Source organism: Mycobacterium sp. PTI7 (genome assembly GCF_056679845.1).
The window spans coordinates 1,649,558-1,668,153 of the sequence record NZ_CM155252.1; the positions used below are offsets into that span (position 1 = coordinate 1,649,558).

Here is an 18,596-nt window from a genome sequence, read left to right on the forward strand (position 1 = left end):
CTGAAGTCTGTCGTAGAAGAGGTTGAATTTCGTGGTTGACACTCCGGTCTCTCCAGTCGCCGTGGTCGGCATGGCATGCCGACTGCCTGGAGGAATCGACTCGCCGGCCGGCATGTGGGAAGCCCTCCTGCGTGGCGATGACACCGTCACCAAGGTGCCCCTGGACCGCTGGGACGCCGAGGAGTACTACGACCCCGAGCCAGGCGTACCCGGACGCTCCGTCTCCAAGTGGGGCGCGTTCCTGTCCGACGTCGGCGGCTTCGACGCCGACTTCTTCAACATCAGCGAGCGCGAGGCCACCGCGATCGACCCGCAGCACCGCTTGCTGCTCGAGACGTCCTGGGAGGCCATCGAGCACGCCGGCATCGACCCGGCAACGCTGGCCGAGTCGCTGACCGGTGTCTTCGTCGGCATGACCCACGCCGACTACCAGCTGCTGGCGGCCGACGCGAACGCCGTCGAGGGCCCCTACGGCTTCACCGGCAACAACTTCAGCCTGGCGTCCGGCCGCATCGCCTACCACCTCGGCGTGCACGGCCCCGCCTTCACCGTGGACTCCGCCTGCTCGTCGAGCCTGCTCGCCGTGCACATGGCGTGCCGCAGCCTGAACGACGGCGAGAGCGACCTGGCGCTGGCCGGCGGCGTGTCGATGATGTTCGAGCCGCGCAAGATGTCGTCCGGCTCGGCGCAGGGCATGCTGTCGCCGACCGGTCGCTGCCACGCGTTCGACGTGAACGCCGACGGCTTCGTCAGCGGCGAGGGCTCGGCAGTGGTCCTGCTCAAGCGCCTCGACGACGCCCTCGCCGCCGGCGACCGCGTGCTCGCCGTCATCCGGGGCACCGCCGCCAACCAGGACGGGCACACCGTCAACATCGCGGTCCCGTCGCGCACCGCACAGGCCACGGTCTACCGCGCGGCACTCGCCGCGGGCGACGTCGACCCCGCCACCATCGGCATGGTCGAGGCGCACGGCACGGGCACCCCGGTGGGCGACCCGATCGAGTACGCCAGCCTCGCGGAGGTCTACGGCACCGCGGGTCCGTGCGCGCTCGGCTCGGCGAAGACCAACTTCGGTCACGGCCAGTCCGCGTCCGGCGCGATCGGCCTGATCAAGGCCGTGCTCTCGCTGCAGCACGCGACGGTGCCCAAGAACCTGCACTTCACCGAGATGCCTGCCGAGATGGCCGCCGTCGAGACCAGCCTCTTCGTGCCGCAGGACAACGCGCCGTGGCCCATCGAGGGCGACCACCCGCTCCGCGCCGCCGTGTCGTCCTACGGACTGTCCGGCACCAACGTGCACGCCGTCCTCGAGGCCGCACCCCAGGCCCAGTCCACCCGGACCGTCGAGCAGACCGCCCGCCCGGACGCGGCGACGGGCACCCGCCTGTTCCCGATCTCCGCCACCTCGGCCGACGAGCTGCGCCGCACCGCCGGCCGGCTCGCCGACTGGGTCGAGGCTCAGCCGGAGGGCTCGGACACCGCACTCGCCGACCTGGCCTACACGCTGGCGCGTCGGCGGGCACACCGCCCGGTGCGCACCGTCCTGATCGCGGGGGACCGCGCCGAGCTGCTCACCGCGCTGCGGAACGTCGCCGACGGCGACGACCCCTACGAGCCCGCCGTCGCCGCGGGTGAGCGCGGACCCGTCTGGGTGTTCTCCGGCCAGGGGTCGCAGTGGGCCGCCATGGGCGCCGAACTGCTCGCGACCGAGCCGGCGTTCGCCGCGGCCGTCGCCGAGATCGAACCCCTCATCGCCGCCGAGTCCGGCTTCTCGGTCACGGACGCCATGTCTGCCCCGGAGGTCGTGACCGGCATCGGCCGCGTCCAGCCGACCATCTTCGCCGTCCAGGTGGCGCTGGCCGCCGCCATGTCGTCCTACGGCGTGACGCCGGGCGCCGTCATCGGACACTCGATGGGCGAGGCCGCCGCGGCCGTCGTCTCGGGCGCCCTGTCGCTCGTCGACGGCGTCAAGGTGATCTGCCGCCGCTCGAAGCTCATGGAGACCGTCTCGGGCTCCGGGGCGATGGCGTCGGTCGAGTTGCCCGCGCAGCAGGTGCTCTCCGAACTCGCCGCCCACGGCGTCACCGACGTCGTGCTGTCGGTGGTTGCGTCCCCGCAGTCCGCGGTCGTCGGTGGTGCGAAGGAGTCCATCCGCACGCTCGTCGCCGAGTGGGACGCCCGCGGCGTGATGGCCCGCGAGGTCGCCGTCGACGTCGCCTCGCACTCCCCGCAGGTCGACCCGATCCTCGACGACCTGATCGAGGCGCTCGAGGACATCGAGCCGATGGAGCCGACGGTCCCGTACTACTCGGCCACGCTGTACGACCCCCGCGACCCGGCCGACTTCGACGCGTACTACTGGTCGGACAACCTGCGGCACGCGGTGCGCTTCGCCGCCGCCGTCCAGGCCGCCCTCGAAGACGGCTTCCGGGTGTTCGGGGAGCTGTCACCCCACCCCGTGCTCACCCACGCGGTCGACCAGAACGGCCGGGGCCTCGACGTCACGCTCGCCGCGCTGGCGAGCGTGCGGCGCGAGCAGAAGCTGCCCCACGGTCTGCGCGAGTTCGTCGCCGACCTGCACCGCGCCGGCGCGGCCATCGACTACTCGGTGCCGTGGCCCGACGGCGACCTCGTCGAGGCACCGCTGCCGACGTGGACCCACCCGCACCTGATGCTGACCCGCGACGAGCAGGGGCACAACTCCGCCACCGTCGCCGTGCACCCGCTGCTCGGTGCGCACGTCCGGCTGCCGGAGACGCCCGAACGGCACGTCTGGCAGTCCGAGGTCGGCACCGACGCCCAGCCGTGGCTCGACGACCACCGCGTCCACGACGTCGCGGCGCTGCCCGGCGCCGCCTACTGCGAGATCGCCCTCGCGGCCGCACGCCAGGTCCTGGGCGACGGGGCGTCCGTGCGTGACGTGACGTTCGACCAGCTGCTGCTGCTCGAGGATCAGACGTCGCTGTCCGCCGTCGCGTCCGTGACGCCCACCGGCGTCGTCGAGTTCGTCGTGAAGACCCACACCGAGGGCGAGGAACTCCAGCGCGCCTCCGCCGTGCTCCAGGCCGCCGACGCCGTCGACGCCCCGGCCGCCTACGACGTCGCCGAGCTGCTCGCGGCGCACCCCTCGGCGATCGAGGGCCCGGCGCTGCGCGACTTCTACGCCGCCCGCGGCATCGGCTACGGCACCGCGTTCGGCGGCCTGACCGCCGCCCATACCGCGGAGGGGTCGACGACGTCGGTGCTCGCCGAGGTCGCGCTGCCCGGCTCGATCCGATCCCAGCAGGGCGCGTTCATCGCCCACCCCGCACTGCTCGACGCCTGCTTCCAGGCGGTCGGCGCGCACCCGGACCTGTTCTCCGACACCAGCGGCGCCCTGATGCTGCCGCTCGGGGTCCGCGAACTGCGCGCGTACTCGTCGACCCGCAACGCGCACTACTGCTACGTGCGGCTGACCAGCACGCAGCCCACGCAGGTCGAGGCCGACATCGACGTCCTCGACGACAAGGGCGCGGTGCTGCTGACGGTCACCGGGCTGCGCCTGGGCACCGGCGTCTCCGAGGAGGGGCAGCGCGACAAGCGCCTCAACGAGCGCCTGCTCACCATCGACTGGCGCCGCCAGGACACCCCCGTCGCCGACGTCGTCCGCGCCGGCAACTGGCTGGTGATCGCGACCAGCGACGCCGACCCGTTCACGACCGAACTCGCCGACGTCCTCAAGGCCGGCGAGGTCGACGTGGCCACGCTGATCTGGCCCGCCGACGGCGACCACGCGGCCACCGAGGACGCGGTCCGCGAGGTGCTGGTGGCGCGCCACCACACCGGCGTCGTCCTGGTCGAGTCGCCCGCCGACGCGGGCGACCCCGTGAGCCAGGGCGCCGAGCACGTGCGGCACCTGGTCCGCGTCGCCCGGATCCTGCCCGACGTCCCCGGCGAGGCACCCCGGCTCTACGTCCTCACCCGGGACGCGCAGGCCGTGCTCTCCGGCGAACAGCCCAACCTGGCCCAGGGCGGCCTGCGCGGGCTGGTGCGCGTGATCGGCATGGAGTACCCGTCGATCAAGCCCACCCAGATCGACGTCGACGACGCCACGGGTGCCGAACTGGTCGGCGCTGAGCTGCTCTCGAACTCCGACGAGGACGAGACGGCCTGGCGCGAGGGCCAGTACTACACGGCGCGGCTCAACGTCACGCCGCTGCAGGCCGAGGAACGGCACACCACCGTCGTGCACCCCGAGCGCGACGGCATGCGCCTGCAGATCCGCACGCCGGGAGACCTGCAGTCCGCCGAACTCGTCGCCTACCAGCGCACCGCGCCGGGACCCGGACAGATCGAGGTCGCCGTCTCGGCGTCGAACCTCAACTTCGCCGACGTCCTGGTGGCCTACGGCCGCTACCCGTCCTTCGAGGGCCGGCTGCCGCAGCTCGGCGCCGACTTCGCGGGCGTGGTGACGGCGGTGGGCGCCGGCGTCACCGGCCACGAGATCGGTGACCGCGTCGCCGGCATCTCCGCGACCGGCGCGTGGTGCACGTTCGTCACGTGCGACGCCAACCTCGCCGTCCGCATCCCGGACGACCTGCCCGACGCCACCGCCGCGGCCGTGCCGAGCGCGCATGCGACCGCCTGGTACTCGCTGCACAACCTGGCGAGGATCGGCAAGGGCGACAAGGTCCTGATCCACTCCGCGACCGGCGGCGTGGGACAGGCCGCCGTGGCGATCGCCCAGGCCGCCGGTGCCGAGATCTACGCCACCGCGGGCAGTCCCGATCGTCGCGCGATGCTCGGCGACATGGGCGTCAAGCACGTCTACGACTCGCGCACGGTCGACTTCGCCGACCAGATCCGTCGGGACACCGACGGGTACGGCGTCGACGTCGTGCTCAACTCGCTGCCCGGTGCCGCGCAGCAGGCGGGCCTGGAGCTGCTGACCTTCGGCGGCCGGTTCGTCGAGATCGGCAAGCGCGACATCTACGGCGACACCAAGATGGGCCTGTTCCCGTTCCGGCGGAACCTGTCCTTCTACGCCGTCGACCTGGCCCTGCTGATGCTGGTCAACCCTGACACGCTGCGCAGCCTGCTCGAGGTGGTCTACCAGCAGATCGCCGACGGCGTCCTGCCGCCGCCGCAGACCACGCACTACCCGCTGGCCAACGGCGCCAACGCCATTCGCGCCATGGGTGCGGCCGAGCACACCGGCAAGCTGGTGCTCGACGTGCCGCGGGTGGGGCAGTACGCCGCCGTGGTGCCCGCCGACGAGGCGCCCGCGTTCCGCTCCGACGGCGCCTACGTCGTCACCGGCGGACTCGGCGGACTGGGCCTGTTCCTGGCCGAGCAGATGGCCGCCGCGGGCTGTGGGCGCATCGTGCTCAACGGCCGGTCCGCGCCCAAGCCGGACACCCTGCGCGCCATCGAGCGGATCCGCCGCACCGGCACCGAGGTCGAGGTCGAACTCGGCGACGTGTCGACCGCGGAAACCGCGGCCCGGCTCGTCGCGGCCGCGACCGCGACCGGCATGCCGCTGCGTGGTGTGCTGCACGCTGCCGCCGTCATCGAGGACGCGACGCTGGGCAACATCACCGACGAGCTGATCGATCGCGACTGGGCGCCGAAGGCGTTGGGCGCGTGGCGGTTGCACGAGGCCACCGCGTCGGCTCCGCTGGACTGGTTCTGCCTGTTCTCCTCGGCGGCCGCGATGGTCGGATCGCCCGGTCAGGGTGCGTACGCGGCGGCCAACAGCTGGCTCGACTCGTTCGCCCGCTGGCGGCGTGCCCGCAACCAGCCGGCCCAGGTGGTCGCCTGGGGCGCGTGGGCCGAGATCGGTGCCGGCCAGGCCATGGCCACCACCGACGGCATGGCGATCGACCCGGCCGACGGCGCCTTCGCGTTCGACACGTTGATGCGCCACACCCGGGTGTACAGCGGGTACGCGCCGGTCGCCGGCGCCGCCTGGCTGACCGCGTTCGCCCAGACCACGCCGTTCGCCGAGGCATTCGCCTCGATCGGCGGCGACCGGTCCGGGTCCAGCGAGTTCCTCGAGGAACTGCGCCTGATGCCGCGCGAGGACTGGCCGGCCCGCGTGCGGCGCCTCATCTCCGAGGAGATGAGCCTCATCCTCCGACGATCGGTCGACGCCGACCGACCACTGTCGGAATACGGCCTCGATTCCCTGGGCACGCTCGAACTGCGTACCCGGCTGGAATCCGAGACCGGTGTGCGGATCGGGTCGACGGACGTCACGACCGTGCGCGCGCTGGCCGAGCGTCTCAGCGAGACGATCGCCGGCGAGATGAACCTCGACAGCGAGACGACTGCGGTGTCGTCATGACCTTCCTTCAAGCGCCGATGACGTCGCTCACCCACGTACGGCGAGCGAGGGACGAATAAATGGTTGCTATCAAGGCGATCCACGACTGGGTCGGAACGTCGGGCGACGTCGTGTCATGGCACCCGTCGCCGGCCAGCCGCGCGAAGGTGGCCAAGGCCCCGATCAGCCCGGTGCCGGTCAGTTACCAGCAGGCCCAGCACGTCCGGGGCTACCTCAGTCACGTCGAGGGCGGCACCGACATGGCCCGGCTGAACATCCCGGCCTGGGACATGCAGGGCCAGTGCGACGTCCGCGCGATGACCCACGTGATCAACGCCTACCTCCGCCGGCACGACACGTACCACAGCTGGTTCGAGATGGCGGCGGACGGCGACGAGGTGGTCCGGCACACCGTGGCCAACCCCCGCGACATCGCGTTCGTGCCCACCAAGCACGGTGAGATGAACGAGTCGCAGTGGCGTGAGCACGTGCTGAGCACCGCCAGCCCGCTGCAGTGGGACTGCTTCTCGTTCGGCATCATTCAGCGTGCCGACCACTTCACCTTCTACATCAGCATCGATCACGTGCACACCGACGCCATGTTCATGGGCATCGTGCTGATCGAGATCCACATGATGTACGCGGCGCTGGCCAACGGTGCGGCACCGATCCCGCTGCCGCCCGCCGGCAGCTACGACGACTACTGCGTGCGCCAGCACGAGTTCCTCTCGTCGCTGACGCTCGAGTCGCCCGAGGTCCAGGAATGGGTGCGGTTCGCGGAGCGCAACGACGGCACGATGCCGCACTTCCCGTTCCCGCTCGGCGACCCGCCCTGGTCGAAGACCGGTGACCTGGTCACGGTCCGGTTGATGGACAAGGCGCAGTCCGAGCGCTTCGAGGCGGCGTGCACCGCGGCCGGCGCCCGCTTCATCGGTGGCGTGTTCGCCTGCGCCGCACTGGCACAGCACGCGCTGACCGGGTCGACCGACTACCACGTCATCACCCCGACCACCACGCGCACCTCGCAGATGGAGTTCCAGACCACGGGCTGGTTCACCGGCGTCGTGCCGATCTCGGTGGCCGTGCAACCCGAGTCGTTCGGTGCGACCGCCAAGGCCGCGCAGGACTCCTTCGACGGACGCATGCCGCTGGCGAACGTGCCCTACGACCGCGTCGTCGAACTCGCCGACGAGTCCATGGGACTGCGCAAGCCGGACCCCGGCGTGCCGATGGTGTCGTTCCTCGACGCCGGCCTGCCGCCGCTGTCCGCCAGCATCATCGCGGAGTGGGAGCGCATGAACGGTCGGGTGTTCAGCGACGCACGGTCGGCCTACCAGATCGGCCTGTGGGTCAACCGTGGTGAGCACGAGACCTCGGTGACGGTGGCGTTCCCCGACAACCCGATCGCCCGCGAGTCGATCGACCGCTACGTCGCGGCGATGACCGCCGCCTACCTGGCCGTCGCCGACGGCGCCGTGCCCGTGCGCCACCGTGGCCACGCCGACATCGCGGATGCGTTGCACCGCAAGGGTGCCCACGAGCGCGACCGCGAGGCGCTCGCACGGGTGGCCAAGGGCTGACCATGGGTGCTGCGCAGACCCGGCCCGGTGCCGACCATCTGCTCGAGTTCGTCGACCAGGCGCTGTTCCTCGGCCTGCGGGCCACGGGTCAGGCCGCCGCGATGCAGATGGTGTGGGTGTACGACGGACCGGTCGACGTGGAGCAGCTGCGGCGGTTCCACCGCGAATTCGGCTACGGCCTGGCGGGCAGGCTGATCGAGCCGTCGCCGCTGCCGTTCGGCCGGCACCGGTGGGTGGCGTCGCTCGGCCCGGCCGCGCCGCTCGAGGTGATCGCCGAGCCACGCCCGCGGGCCGAACTGAGCGACTGGATCGACGAGCACTCCCAGCGCCACATCGACCCGGAGCACGGTCCCGCCTGGCACATGGGGATCCTGCCCCTCACCGACGGTGGGACGGCCGTCAGCCTGGTGGGGTCGCACTGCATCGGTGACGGTGGCGCGGCGCTGCTCAGTGTGTTCGACGCCGTACACGGCAATCGACGCGACCTGGGATATCCGCCGCCACAGTCGCGTTCGACGCGCCAGGCGGTGCTCGGCGATCTCCGCCAGACGGTCGGCGACCTCCCCGAACTCGGTCGCACGCTCGTCACCGCCGCGAAGTTCCTCAACCGCAGGCGCAGGGAGCAGGCCGCGAAGGCCCAGCCCGCCACGAAGCCACCGCGCGTCCGCGACGACGGCACCGTCGTGGTCCCGGTCGTGTCGGCGTTCGTGTCGCTCGCCGACTGGGACGCCCGCGCAGCCGAACTCGGCGGCAACAGCCACTCGATGCTGGCCGGCGTGTCGGCGCGGATGGCGGTGCAGCAGGGCCGCGAACTGGGCGACGACGGAACCGTCGGACTGATCGTCCCGATCAACGACCGCACGCTCACCGACACCCGCGCCAACGCCGTGACCCTGGCCTACGTGCGGGTGGACCCGACGTACGTCACCAAGGACCTGTCGGAGACGCGCACCGCGATCCGGGAGGCGTTGCGTGTCATGCGCGAAACCCCCGACGAGACGTTCGAGTTGCTCGCGCTGACGCCGTTCGTCCCGAAGGTCGCGGTGCGCCAGTCCGCCGACCTGGCGTTCGGTTTCACCGCTCAGCCGGTGTCCTGCTCCAACCTCGGCGACCTGCCCCTCGACGTGGCCCGCCCCGGCGGGACCGTCGCCGACCAGGTGATGCTGCGCGGGGTCGACCAGCACGTGTCCCGGCGGGTGCTCGAGGAGCGACAGGGGCTGCTGACCGTGGTCGGTGCGCGTCTCGACGGCAAGGTCACGCTGACGTTCGTCGGCTACCAGCCCGGCGCGGAGAACACGAAGGCCCGGCTGCGCGAACGCGTGACGGCGACGCTCGAGGAGTTCGGGCTCACCGGAGACGTGGTGTGACGACCGACGATCGCCTGGCCTACATCGACCAGGCGACGTTCCTCTCCTGGGAGGCGACGGGTCGAGCCCAACTGGCACAGTACGTCTGGGTGTACGGCCGTGCCGTGGACCGGGCGGGCATCGAGCGCTTCCACGCGAACTTCGGCCACGGACTCGCCGGCCGCCTGATCGAGCCGTCGGTGCTCCCGTTCGGCAGGCATCGCTGGGTGTCGGCGACCGGTCCTGCCGGACCGCTCGACGTCGCCGACACCAGGCCGCCGGGCGAACTGGGCGACTGGATCGACGAGCGGTCGCAGTTGCCGGTCGATCCCGTTCGGGGTCCGGGCTGGCACCTCGGAATGTTGCCGATGAGTGACGGTTCCACGGCGGTGACCCTGGTGATGTCGCACTGCCTGCTCGACGGCGGAGCGTCGCTGCGCACCATGGCGGACGCGGTGCGCGGGGAGCGCCGTGACTTCGGCTACGACCGGCCCGGCACGCGAACCCGTTGGCAGCGCGCCCGTTCCGACGCCCGTCAGACGGTGGCGGACCTCCCCGAATTCGGCCGCACGGTGGCCCACGCGGTCAGGTTCGCCTACCGGCGCCGCGGCGAGATCTCGTCGTCGGGCGCCACCCGACCGTCGTCGACGACCGGTCACGGCGGCACCGTCGTCCTGCCCGCGGTGTCGGCCATCGTCGACGTGGCGGACTGGGACGAGCGGGCCACCCGACTCGGGGGCTCGGCGTACAACCTGCTCCCGGCCTTCGGGGCGCTGCTGGGCCGGCGACTGGGCCGGGTGCGCGACGACGGATCGGTGACGGCCCTGATCGCGATCAGCGACCGGGGTGGCGACGAGGACCGGCGCGGTAACGCGATGAAGATCGCGACCGCGATCCTCGACCCGTCCGGGGTCACAACCGATCTCGAGCCGACGCGGGCGGCGGTGCGGGCGGCGTTCGCCGAGGTGCGCGACGTCCCCGACGAGACCCACGCGCTCCTGCCGATCACGCCCTTCGTCCCGAAGCGGGCGGTGCGGCGCACCGCGGACGTCCTGTTCGGCGACCTGCCGGTGTCCTGCTCCAACCTCGGCGTCGTGCCGCCGGAGATGGCGCGGCCGGACGGCACCGAGGCCGGCCACGTCCTGTTCCGGCCGGTCGACCAGAACGTCTCCCGCGACGCCGTCGAGCGCGCCGGCGGCCAACTCGTGCTGGCGGCGGGCCGGGTGGTGAACACCATCTCGATCGGCGTCGTCGGGTACCAGGTGGGTGCCCCCAACACGCGGGAATGGCTGGGGGAGCAGGTCCGTCAGGCGCTGGCCGAGTTCGAACTCAAGGCCACCATCATCTAGGCCGGGACCCGGCCCCGGTCGGCCGCCGCCTCGAGCAGGTCGGCCGTCCTGGCAGCCGCGCGCGCCGGTGACGTCATCCGCGTGGCCGCCTCCCGCGCCCGCTCCCGGTACTCGGGGCTCAGGGCCGTGCGCAGCGCCGTGGTCAGGGAGCGGGCGTCGGTGCTCGAGAAGCGCCGCGCCACGCCCACTTTCAGCCGGTTGACCTTGCCCGCCCACACCGGCTGGTCGGCCGACACCCACAGCACGACGGTCGGTACGCCCGAGCGCACGCTGGCGGCCACCGTGCCCGCGCCGCCGTGGTGCACGACGGCCCGGCAGGCCGGGAACACCTTCGAATGGTTGACGGCACCGACGAGACGGACGTGGTCGTCGACCGGCGTGCCGGACACGTCCCACACGCCGGTGCTGATCACCGCCCGCTCACCGAGTTCGGCGCACACGGCGGCGATCATCTCGATCGCGGCGGCGGGATCCTCGACCGGCATGCTGCCGAAGCCGAAGTAGATCGGGGGCGTGCCCCCGGCCATCCAGGCGAGCAGGTCGTCGTCGCCCGGGGTGGGCAACTCCAGCGACAGCGACCCGACCAGCGGACGGACCCCGTGCCACTCCTCGGCGAGACCGGGGAAGAACACCTCGTCGTAGGCCTGAATCTCCAAGGCGCCGCCCTCGACGATGCGGCGGATGGCACGCACCTTCGCCTTCGGCAGACCCAGCGCGTCGCGCTGCCTGTTCTCGGCCTGGCTCAACACCTTCCAGTGCGCCCACTCGACGGCCGACCAGCCCGTGTGGAGCACGGGCCGGGGGAGTGGCACGGGGAGCACCTGCGCGTTCTCGCGGCACGGGAAGTAGTGCAGCGCGGCCAGCGGCAGCGCCGCGGCCTCCGCGACGTTGGCCGCGACCTCCTGGTAGGTCGTGCCCGTCAGGATCAGGTCGGCGCCCCGAGCGAGTTTAGACAGCGTCGTGCTCATCTCGGCCCAGCCCTCGGTGACGTAGTCGCGGCTGCGCTGCAACACCGTCATCGGGTTCTGCAGCTTCCACCAGTCCTTGAAGATGTCGGCCTCGAGTTGCTTCTGCGAGTCGACGCCGTAGACGGCGGCCGGACCCAGGCCCACGTCGTCGACGAACCGCACCAAATTCGGTGGTACCGCGAGTCGTACCTCGTGGCCGCGGCGGACCAGTTCGAGTCCCGCCGCCGCGCACGGCTCCACGTCACCACGCGTGCCGTGTACGGCGATCACGAACGTCTTGGGCTGCACTGCGTCAGGCACGGGGCGAATTCGTCCGAAGGTATGAAAAAGCGTTGCAATCGAGCAACTTTCCGAATTCGAGCGTGAGCACGGTTGATTACAGTACGCGGGCGTCGAATGCGTTGCTGTCGGTCACCGCCGGTGACAACGCAACGGAGGTGGGGTGATTGCTGGTCGGTGTAACCTCACATGGTGTTCAGCCGCGCCGATGTCCGTGGCGCCTCTGTACATGGGGCGTTCGAATCGCTGGGGCGATTCGTGGTTCGGCGTCCCCTCACGATCATCGCCTCCTGGATCGTCCTACTCGCGGCGCTCTTCCTGCTGATCGACCCGCTCTTCACGGTGGCGCAGAAGAATCCGCCCGACCTGATCCCCAAGGGCTCACCGGTCCTGGCGTCGGGCGAGCTGATGAAGAAGGCGTTCAACGAGGCCGACGGCGGCAACCTCGTGATCGTCGTGCTCACCAACGAGAACTCCGACAAGCTCACGCCCGCGGACGAAGAGGTCTACCGCAAGCTGGTCGACCGCTTGCGCGCCGACAAGGCGAACGTCAACTCCACGCAGGACTTCGTCAGCATCCCCGAACTCCGGGAGGCGATGACCAGCAAGGACGGCAAGGCGTGGACGCTGCCCGTCGGTCTGGTCGGCAACATGGGCACCGGTCCGGGACAGGCGGCCTACGACAACGCCCTGAAGACCGTCAACGAGGCGACCGCCGGATCCTCGTTGACGGTCAACGTGGTCGGCGCGTCCGCGACGTTCGCCGACCTCAACAAGATCGGCGCCGAAGACCAGCTGATCATCGAGATCTCCACCGTCGTCACGATCTTCACGATCTTGATCCTGGTGTACCGCAACCTGGTCGCGATGGTGATGCCGCTGATCACCATCGGCATCTCGATGGGCGTGGCGCAGCAGGTCGTCGCCGGCATGGGCGAACTGGGCGTGCCGCTGGGACCGCAGACCATCGTCCTGATGACCGGCATGATGATGGGCGCCGGCGTCGACTACGCGGTGTTCCTGTTCAGCAGGTACCAGGAGTGCATCCGCAAGGGGATGGCCTCCGACGAGGCTGTCGTGACCTCCCTCGCCACGATCGGCGAGGTGATCACCGGGTCGGCCCTGACGGTGGCCCTGACGTTCATGGGACTGTCGTTCACCACGCTCGGGGTGTTCCTGACGGTCGGTCCGTCGCTCGCGGCGACCATCATGATCGCGGTGGCCGGTGCGCTGACAATCCTGCCCTCGCTGATGGTGCTCGCCGGCAGACGCGGCTGGATCAAGCCGCGCAAGGACATCACGGGCCGGTTCTGGCGGAAGACTGCCGTGCACATCGTGCGCAGGCCCAAGTCGCACCTCGTCGCCAGCCTGGTGATCCTGCTCGGACTTGCCGGCTGCGCCTCGCTGATCCACTACAACTACGACGACCGCCGCAACCTCCCGGACGACGCCGAGAGCAACAAGGGCTACGACGCGTTGACCGCGCACTTCCCGGTGAGCACCACGATGCAGCAGTTCATCATGGTGCACGCGCCCAACGAGGACCTGCGGTCTCCGAAGGCGCTGGCGGACCTCGAGCAGATGGCGCTGCGCATCAGCCAGGTGCCGGGCATCGACATGGTCCGCGGCATCACCCGCCCGACCGGCGAGATGCTCAACGAGGCGAAGTCCACCTACCAGGCCGGCGAGGTCGGCTCGAAGCTCGCCGACGCGTCCGGGCTGATCGCCACCAACGACAGCAACCTCAACCTGCTGTCCGGTGGCGCCCGCCAGCTGGCGGACGTGAACGACCAGATCCGCGTCCAGGTGCTCGGCTCCATGGGATCGATCCGCGAGGTGGTCAGCGGCCTCATCGCGATCAAGGAGGCCATGGGCGACGACGTGACGTTCGACGAACTCGAGCAGCAGGCCGCCCTCGTCGCGAACATGCGCTCGGTGGGCGACTCGCTGGGCGGCAGCCTGCAGCAGGTCACCGACGCCTACCGCTCGTCCAAGTCGATGCTCGTGGTGCTCAACGGCAGCATGGCGTGCAACATCGACCCCGCGTGCGTGTCGTCACGCGCCGAACTGCAGCGCCGCGTCGACGGCTACAACGAGGCCGACATCACCTACCTCGAGGCGCTCAGCCGCGGCCTCAAGGAGACCAAGGGCACCGACCGCGTCGACAACCTGCTCCGCAAGGTCGGGTCGAACCTCGAGCGCGCGCTCGGCGGCCTGAAGTCGCTGGGCATCGAGAACGAGAGCGATCTGGACCGCAAGCTCGGGGACCTGCGCGACAACGTCAACAAGCTCGCCGACTCGAGCAAGCAGCTGGCCGACGGCGTGCAGCTGCTGGTCGACCAGACCCGCAACATCGGCGGCGGCCTCGACCAGGCGTCCAGCTTCCTGCTGGCCATGAAGCGCGACGCGTCCGACCCGTCGATGTCGGGCTTCTACATCCCGCCGCAGATCCTCGACCAGGCCGAGTTCAAGAAGGCCGCCCAGCTGTTCGTCTCCGAGGACGGCCACACCGTCCGGTACCTGGTGCAGACCGCGCTCAACCCGTTCGGCGTCGAGGCGATGGACCAGGTGGACGACATCCTGGACGCCGCCAACAGCGCCAGGCCCAACACCACGCTGGCCGACGCGCAGATCGACATGGTCGGCTTCTCGTCGTTCAACAACGACATCCGCAACTTCTACAACGCCGATCTCCGCTACATCATCATCATGACGCTGGTGGTGGTGTTCCTGATCTTGGCGCTGATCCTGCGGGCCATCGTGGCGCCGATCTACCTGGTGCTGTCGGTGGTGCTGTCGTTCGTCTCGGCGATGGGCATCGGCGTCATCTTCTTCCAATTCATCCTGGGCCAGGACATCTATTGGAGCGTCGCCGGAATGGCGTTCCTGGTGCTGGTCGCGGTGGGTGCGGACTACAACCTGCTGTTGATCTCGAGAATTCGCGACGAGGCGAAATACGGCGTCCCGTCAGCGGTGATCAAGACCGTCGGCGCCACCGGCGGTGTGATCACCTCGGCGGGCCTCATCTTCGCCGCGTCGATGCTCGCGCTGACCGTGTCCAGCCTGGCCACCGTGGTGCAGTTGGGCTTCGTCATCGGCGTCGGCCTGCTGCTCGACACGTTCATCGTCCGCACGATCACCGTGCCCGCCGTGGCCGTGCTGATGGGCGACAAGAACTGGTGGCCCTCGAAGACCCCGCGGCAGCTGATCGCCGACAAGAAGGCGAAGGACGCGTACGACGCGAGCCTGCAGGAACCCCGTCCGTTCCCCGACGAGGATCCCGACGACGACGTGCCGGACGCCGACACCGACGTCTACTCCCTGGCGGTGCGCAACGCGACCGCGGTCACGACCGCGTGGCGCACCCCGTCGGGCGGCGACTCAGACCGCTGAGGCGGTCTGCGGCGTGGGCAGCGGCTTGCGGACCGGGACGGCCTTCTTGAGCGCCCGGAACGTCCCGCGGCCGTGCAGGCGCTTCATCGCCTTCAGCTTGTCGCGGTTGGCCCGCATCACGTAGCGGTGCTTGCCGAACGCCTCGCTGGCGCTGACCTTGTCCGCGTGGTTGAGGAACGAGCGCTCGGTCACGTAGACGCCGAAGCCGGCGTTGCGCATCCGGATGGCGAGATCGATGTCCGCGCCCCAGGCGAACTTGCCGAACGACCGCTCGTCCAGGCCCCCCACGACCTCCCAGGCGGCCTCGGTGACCAGCAGGGCGGTGCCGTCCACCATGGCGACCTCGCGGTAGTTGTCCGCGGGCACGTAGCGGTCCGCGGGACCGGTGAAGTCAGAGGCCTGGGTGGCCCACCAGCTGTCGTAGGTCGGGCCGACGATCCCCGCGTCGTCGGGCAGCCGGGGATCGAGCAGGCCTGCGAAGAACCCCGTCGACAGCCGCGTGTCGTTGTTGAGGGTGACGCCGCTGCCGTAGCCGTGGCTGAAGGCGACCCGGAAGCCGAGGTTGGACGCCGCCGCCCACCCGATGTTGCGCCCCGGCCGGATGACCCATTCGTCGGCGAGCTGGTGATAGTTCCCGCCGTTGTCGACGACCAGGAGATCGACGAGTTCCGATTCAGCCAAAACGTCCGGAATGACGGCATGAGTAAGGGAATCGGAACCAAATGCCGGAATTGTCACCAGGCATTTCTTGGTACGTGGAATTGCGAACACCCCCGTGTAAGAAAACGATCTTGAATTTCGTCGATACGGGGATCAATTTACTGTGTCCAGCCGAATGCTTCAGCGCATTACCAGGAACATCGGGATGCTCGCCGTGCGCAATTCAATTCAGCCGGACTGCGCGGCCTTGCGATAACTCCGCATGGCCAACAAGCCGACCAATGCGCCCACCGCAATCACCCACGCAAAAGTCCACGCCAAGGGCTGCACCGCAAACCCGTCGCGCGCCAGCGCCTTCATCGACTCGATCGTGGGCGACATCGGCTGATACTGGACGATCGGATAGATGAAGTCCGGGAAGACCTCGCGGGGCGCGACGGCGGTACTGCCGAAGACGGCCCCGAGGGAGAACGTGCTGAACCACGTCAGGATGGTCCTGCTCTGGAACTCGAGGGCCACGACGACGACCAGCGTCGCGTAGACAGTCACCCAGCACACCGGGATCAGCACGAAGAGCACCGCAGCCCAGGGGCCGCCCTCGAACCGCAGGCCCAGCAGGACTCCCACGAACGTGATCACGACGGTGGCGACGAGCGTGCGGGCCGCTTCTGCCGCCAGGGTGCCTAGCAGGGCGCTGGCACGGTGCACCGGCATCATCCAGAAGCGGCTCAGCAGCCCGTTGTCGCGTTCGTCCGGGATGGACAGTGCCGCGGCCAGCGAGCCCGACATGCCGCCGGCGAGCGCGCACATCGCCACGACGACGTCGAGGTTGTTGCTGCCGGTGAGCCGCGCCATCGACGTGCTCACCAGCATGTAGTAGACGAACAGCAGGATCGTGGGGAAGAGCAGCGACTGCAGGGGGATCAGCGGGCTGCGTCGCCACTTGGTGAGCAACCGGCCCGCGAAGACGGCGCTCTCGGAGAGCAGCGGAAAGCGCGACGGCTCGATGGTCGACGAGATGGGGGTCGTCATCGCGGCACCCGCTGGGACCGCAGGGCCAGCACGCCGAGACCCACGACGAGCGCGACGCACCACGCCAGGGTGATCGCGAGGTTGGGTGCCTCGACCTGCCCGCTGGCGAAGTTGCGCAGCGTCTCGGTGATCTGCGAGATCGGTTGGTACTGCACGAACGGCTGCACCCAGCCGGGGAACGACGCGACCGGCGCCATCCCCGTCGACAGCAGGACCAGCAGCAGCTGCGGAATAAGGAGCAGCTGGCTCGACGTGTCCGAGCGCTTCGCGCGTGCGCCGATCGCGTCGGCGCCGAACGACAGCGCGAGCGTCAGCGTCAACGACAGCACGACGAACGCGACGCCGAGGAGGAAGCCGCCCTCCATCCGGAAGCCGAATGCGTAGGCGACGCCGACCGCGGCCGCGAGCGCCAGCAGCCCGCGGATCAGGCAGTAGGACATGCGCGCCACCAGCGGCGCATAGATGGAGATCGGCAGGGTCCGCAGCCGCACGCCGAACTCCGTGGCCCGCTCGGTGGCCGCGATGTCGGTGGTGTTCAGCGCCCCGAAAAGCATGGCCTGCACCACGACCGCGGGCAGGACGTACTGGGAGTAGCTGATGCCGCCGGTGTCGATCACCTCGCGTAGCGCGACCACGAAGCCGACGAAGGTCAGGATGGGGGCGAGCACCGCGAAGACGATGTCGAGGTTGCGGACACCGCGGTGGATCAACCGTTCGGTGAGGGCGACGACTCCGGTCATACCGTCAGCGTGGGACCGGTGAGGTGCAGGAACACTTCGTCCAGCGACGGCTTGCGCAGCGAGATGTCCATCAACTCGACGTCGAGTTCCTCGAGCTTGCGGAACACCTCGCCGAGCGTCGACACACCGTTGGGCGCCGGCACCGAGACGGTGTTGTTGTCGGCGTCGACCTCGGCCCCCTCGTACACGCCGAGCACCGCGGCGACGCGGGCCAGGTCCTCGGGATGCAGGGGCGTGACCTCGCAGTAGCTGAAGCCCATGCGCCGCTTGAGCGCATCGGCGGTGCCGGAGGCGATCACCCGGCCGGCGTCGAGGATGACGATCGAGTCGCTGAGGACGTCGGCCTCCTCGAGGTACTGCGTGGTGAGCAGCACGGTGACGTCCTGGGCGGCGAGGTCGGAGACCAGCGACCACACGTCGCGGCGGCTGCGCGGATCGAGTCCGGTGGTCGGTTCGTCGAGGAACAGCACCGTGGGCGGGACGACGAGCGAGACGGCGATGTCGATGCGGCGCCGCATGCCGCCCGAGTATGTGCCGACGCCGCGGTCGGCGGCGTACCCGAGGTCGAAGCGCTCGATGAGTTCGTCGGCGCGGCCACGGGCCTGCTTGCGCCGCATGCCGCGCAGGCGGCCGAACAGGATGAGGTTCTCGCGGCCGGTCAGCGCCGGGTCGAGTGCGGCGTCCTGACCGGTGACGCCGATGCTCGCGCGCACCTCGTCGGGGGCGGCGACCACGTCGTGACCCGCGACGATCGCCCGGCCGGTGGACGGTTCGAGCAGGGTCGAGAGGATCTTCACCATCGTGGTCTTGCCGGCGCCGTTGTGCCCCAGCAGACCGCAGATGGAGCCCGTCGGAACGGAGAAGCTCACGTCCCGCAGGGCCGGCAACGGGCCGAACGACTTGCCGACGCCCTCCACCTCGATCACGGGATCACGATACCGTGGT

Annotated in this window: 10 protein-coding genes; 5 read left to right on the forward strand and 5 right to left on the reverse strand. The window is 70.1% G+C overall.

The window, feature by feature from the left end:
- The first annotated feature begins 70 nt into the window (after positions 1-70).
- The 4 genes from pks2 to AC1MEY_RS08070 are packed head-to-tail and all read left to right on the forward strand — an operon-like array spanning position 71 to position 10,579.
- Complete coding sequence (pks2, locus tag AC1MEY_RS08055) at positions 71-6,325, forward strand: sulfolipid-1 biosynthesis phthioceranic/hydroxyphthioceranic acid synthase (RefSeq protein WP_480231360.1); 6,255 nt, start codon at positions 71-73, stop codon at positions 6,323-6,325.
- Between the two features lie 59 nt (positions 6,326-6,384).
- The gene (locus tag AC1MEY_RS08060; RefSeq protein ID WP_480230151.1) at positions 6,385-7,884 is read left to right on the forward strand and encodes a condensation domain-containing protein; all 1,500 of its coding nucleotides are present in this window, start codon (positions 6,385-6,387) and stop codon (positions 7,882-7,884) included.
- Positions 7,885-7,886: 2 nt separating this feature from the next.
- The gene (locus AC1MEY_RS08065; RefSeq protein WP_480230152.1) at positions 7,887-9,251 is read left to right on the forward strand and encodes a hypothetical protein; all 1,365 of its coding nucleotides are present in this window, start codon (positions 7,887-7,889) and stop codon (positions 9,249-9,251) included.
- Positions 9,248-10,579, forward strand: coding sequence for a hypothetical protein (locus tag AC1MEY_RS08070; RefSeq protein WP_480230153.1), 1,332 nt, complete (start codon positions 9,248-9,250; stop codon positions 10,577-10,579). Before AC1MEY_RS08065 ends, AC1MEY_RS08070 begins: the two co-directional genes overlap by 4 nt.
- Here the strand turns inward: AC1MEY_RS08070 and AC1MEY_RS08075 are convergent.
- Positions 10,576-11,847: a glycosyltransferase gene (locus tag AC1MEY_RS08075; RefSeq protein ID WP_480230154.1), complete on the reverse strand. Its 1,272-nt coding sequence runs from the start codon at positions 11,845-11,847 to the stop codon at positions 10,576-10,578. The genes AC1MEY_RS08070 and AC1MEY_RS08075 overlap by 4 nt on opposite strands.
- A gap of 237 nt (positions 11,848-12,084) precedes the next feature.
- On the opposite strand from AC1MEY_RS08075, the gene AC1MEY_RS08080 reads away from it, so the two are divergent.
- Positions 12,085-15,219 carry an MMPL/RND family transporter gene (locus tag AC1MEY_RS08080; protein ID WP_480230155.1) on the forward strand — a complete coding sequence of 1,045 codons (3,135 nt, stop codon included), beginning with the start codon at positions 12,085-12,087 and terminating at the stop codon, positions 15,217-15,219.
- Here the strand turns inward: AC1MEY_RS08080 and AC1MEY_RS08085 are convergent.
- From AC1MEY_RS08085 to AC1MEY_RS08100, 4 genes are all read right to left on the reverse strand, one after another.
- A complete protein-coding gene (locus AC1MEY_RS08085; RefSeq protein WP_480230156.1) occupies positions 15,208-15,900 on the reverse strand; it encodes a glycosyltransferase family protein in 693 nt (230 codons plus the stop codon). The two genes, AC1MEY_RS08080 and AC1MEY_RS08085, sit on opposite strands and share 12 nt — an antisense overlap.
- 207 nt (positions 15,901-16,107) lie before the next feature.
- On the reverse strand, positions 16,108-16,911 hold the full coding sequence (locus AC1MEY_RS08090; protein ID WP_480230157.1) for an ABC transporter permease: 804 nt from the start codon (positions 16,909-16,911) through the stop codon (positions 16,108-16,110).
- The gene (locus tag AC1MEY_RS08095; protein ID WP_480230158.1) at positions 16,908-17,651 is read right to left on the reverse strand and encodes an ABC transporter permease; all 744 of its coding nucleotides are present in this window, start codon (positions 17,649-17,651) and stop codon (positions 16,908-16,910) included. The genes AC1MEY_RS08090 and AC1MEY_RS08095 overlap by 4 nt, the downstream gene beginning before the upstream one ends.
- Positions 17,648-18,577, reverse strand: a complete 930-nt coding sequence (locus AC1MEY_RS08100; protein ID WP_480230159.1) for an ATP-binding cassette domain-containing protein — start codon at positions 18,575-18,577, stop codon at positions 17,648-17,650. Before AC1MEY_RS08100 ends, AC1MEY_RS08095 begins: the two co-directional genes overlap by 4 nt.
- Between the last annotated feature and the right edge of the window lie 19 nt (positions 18,578-18,596).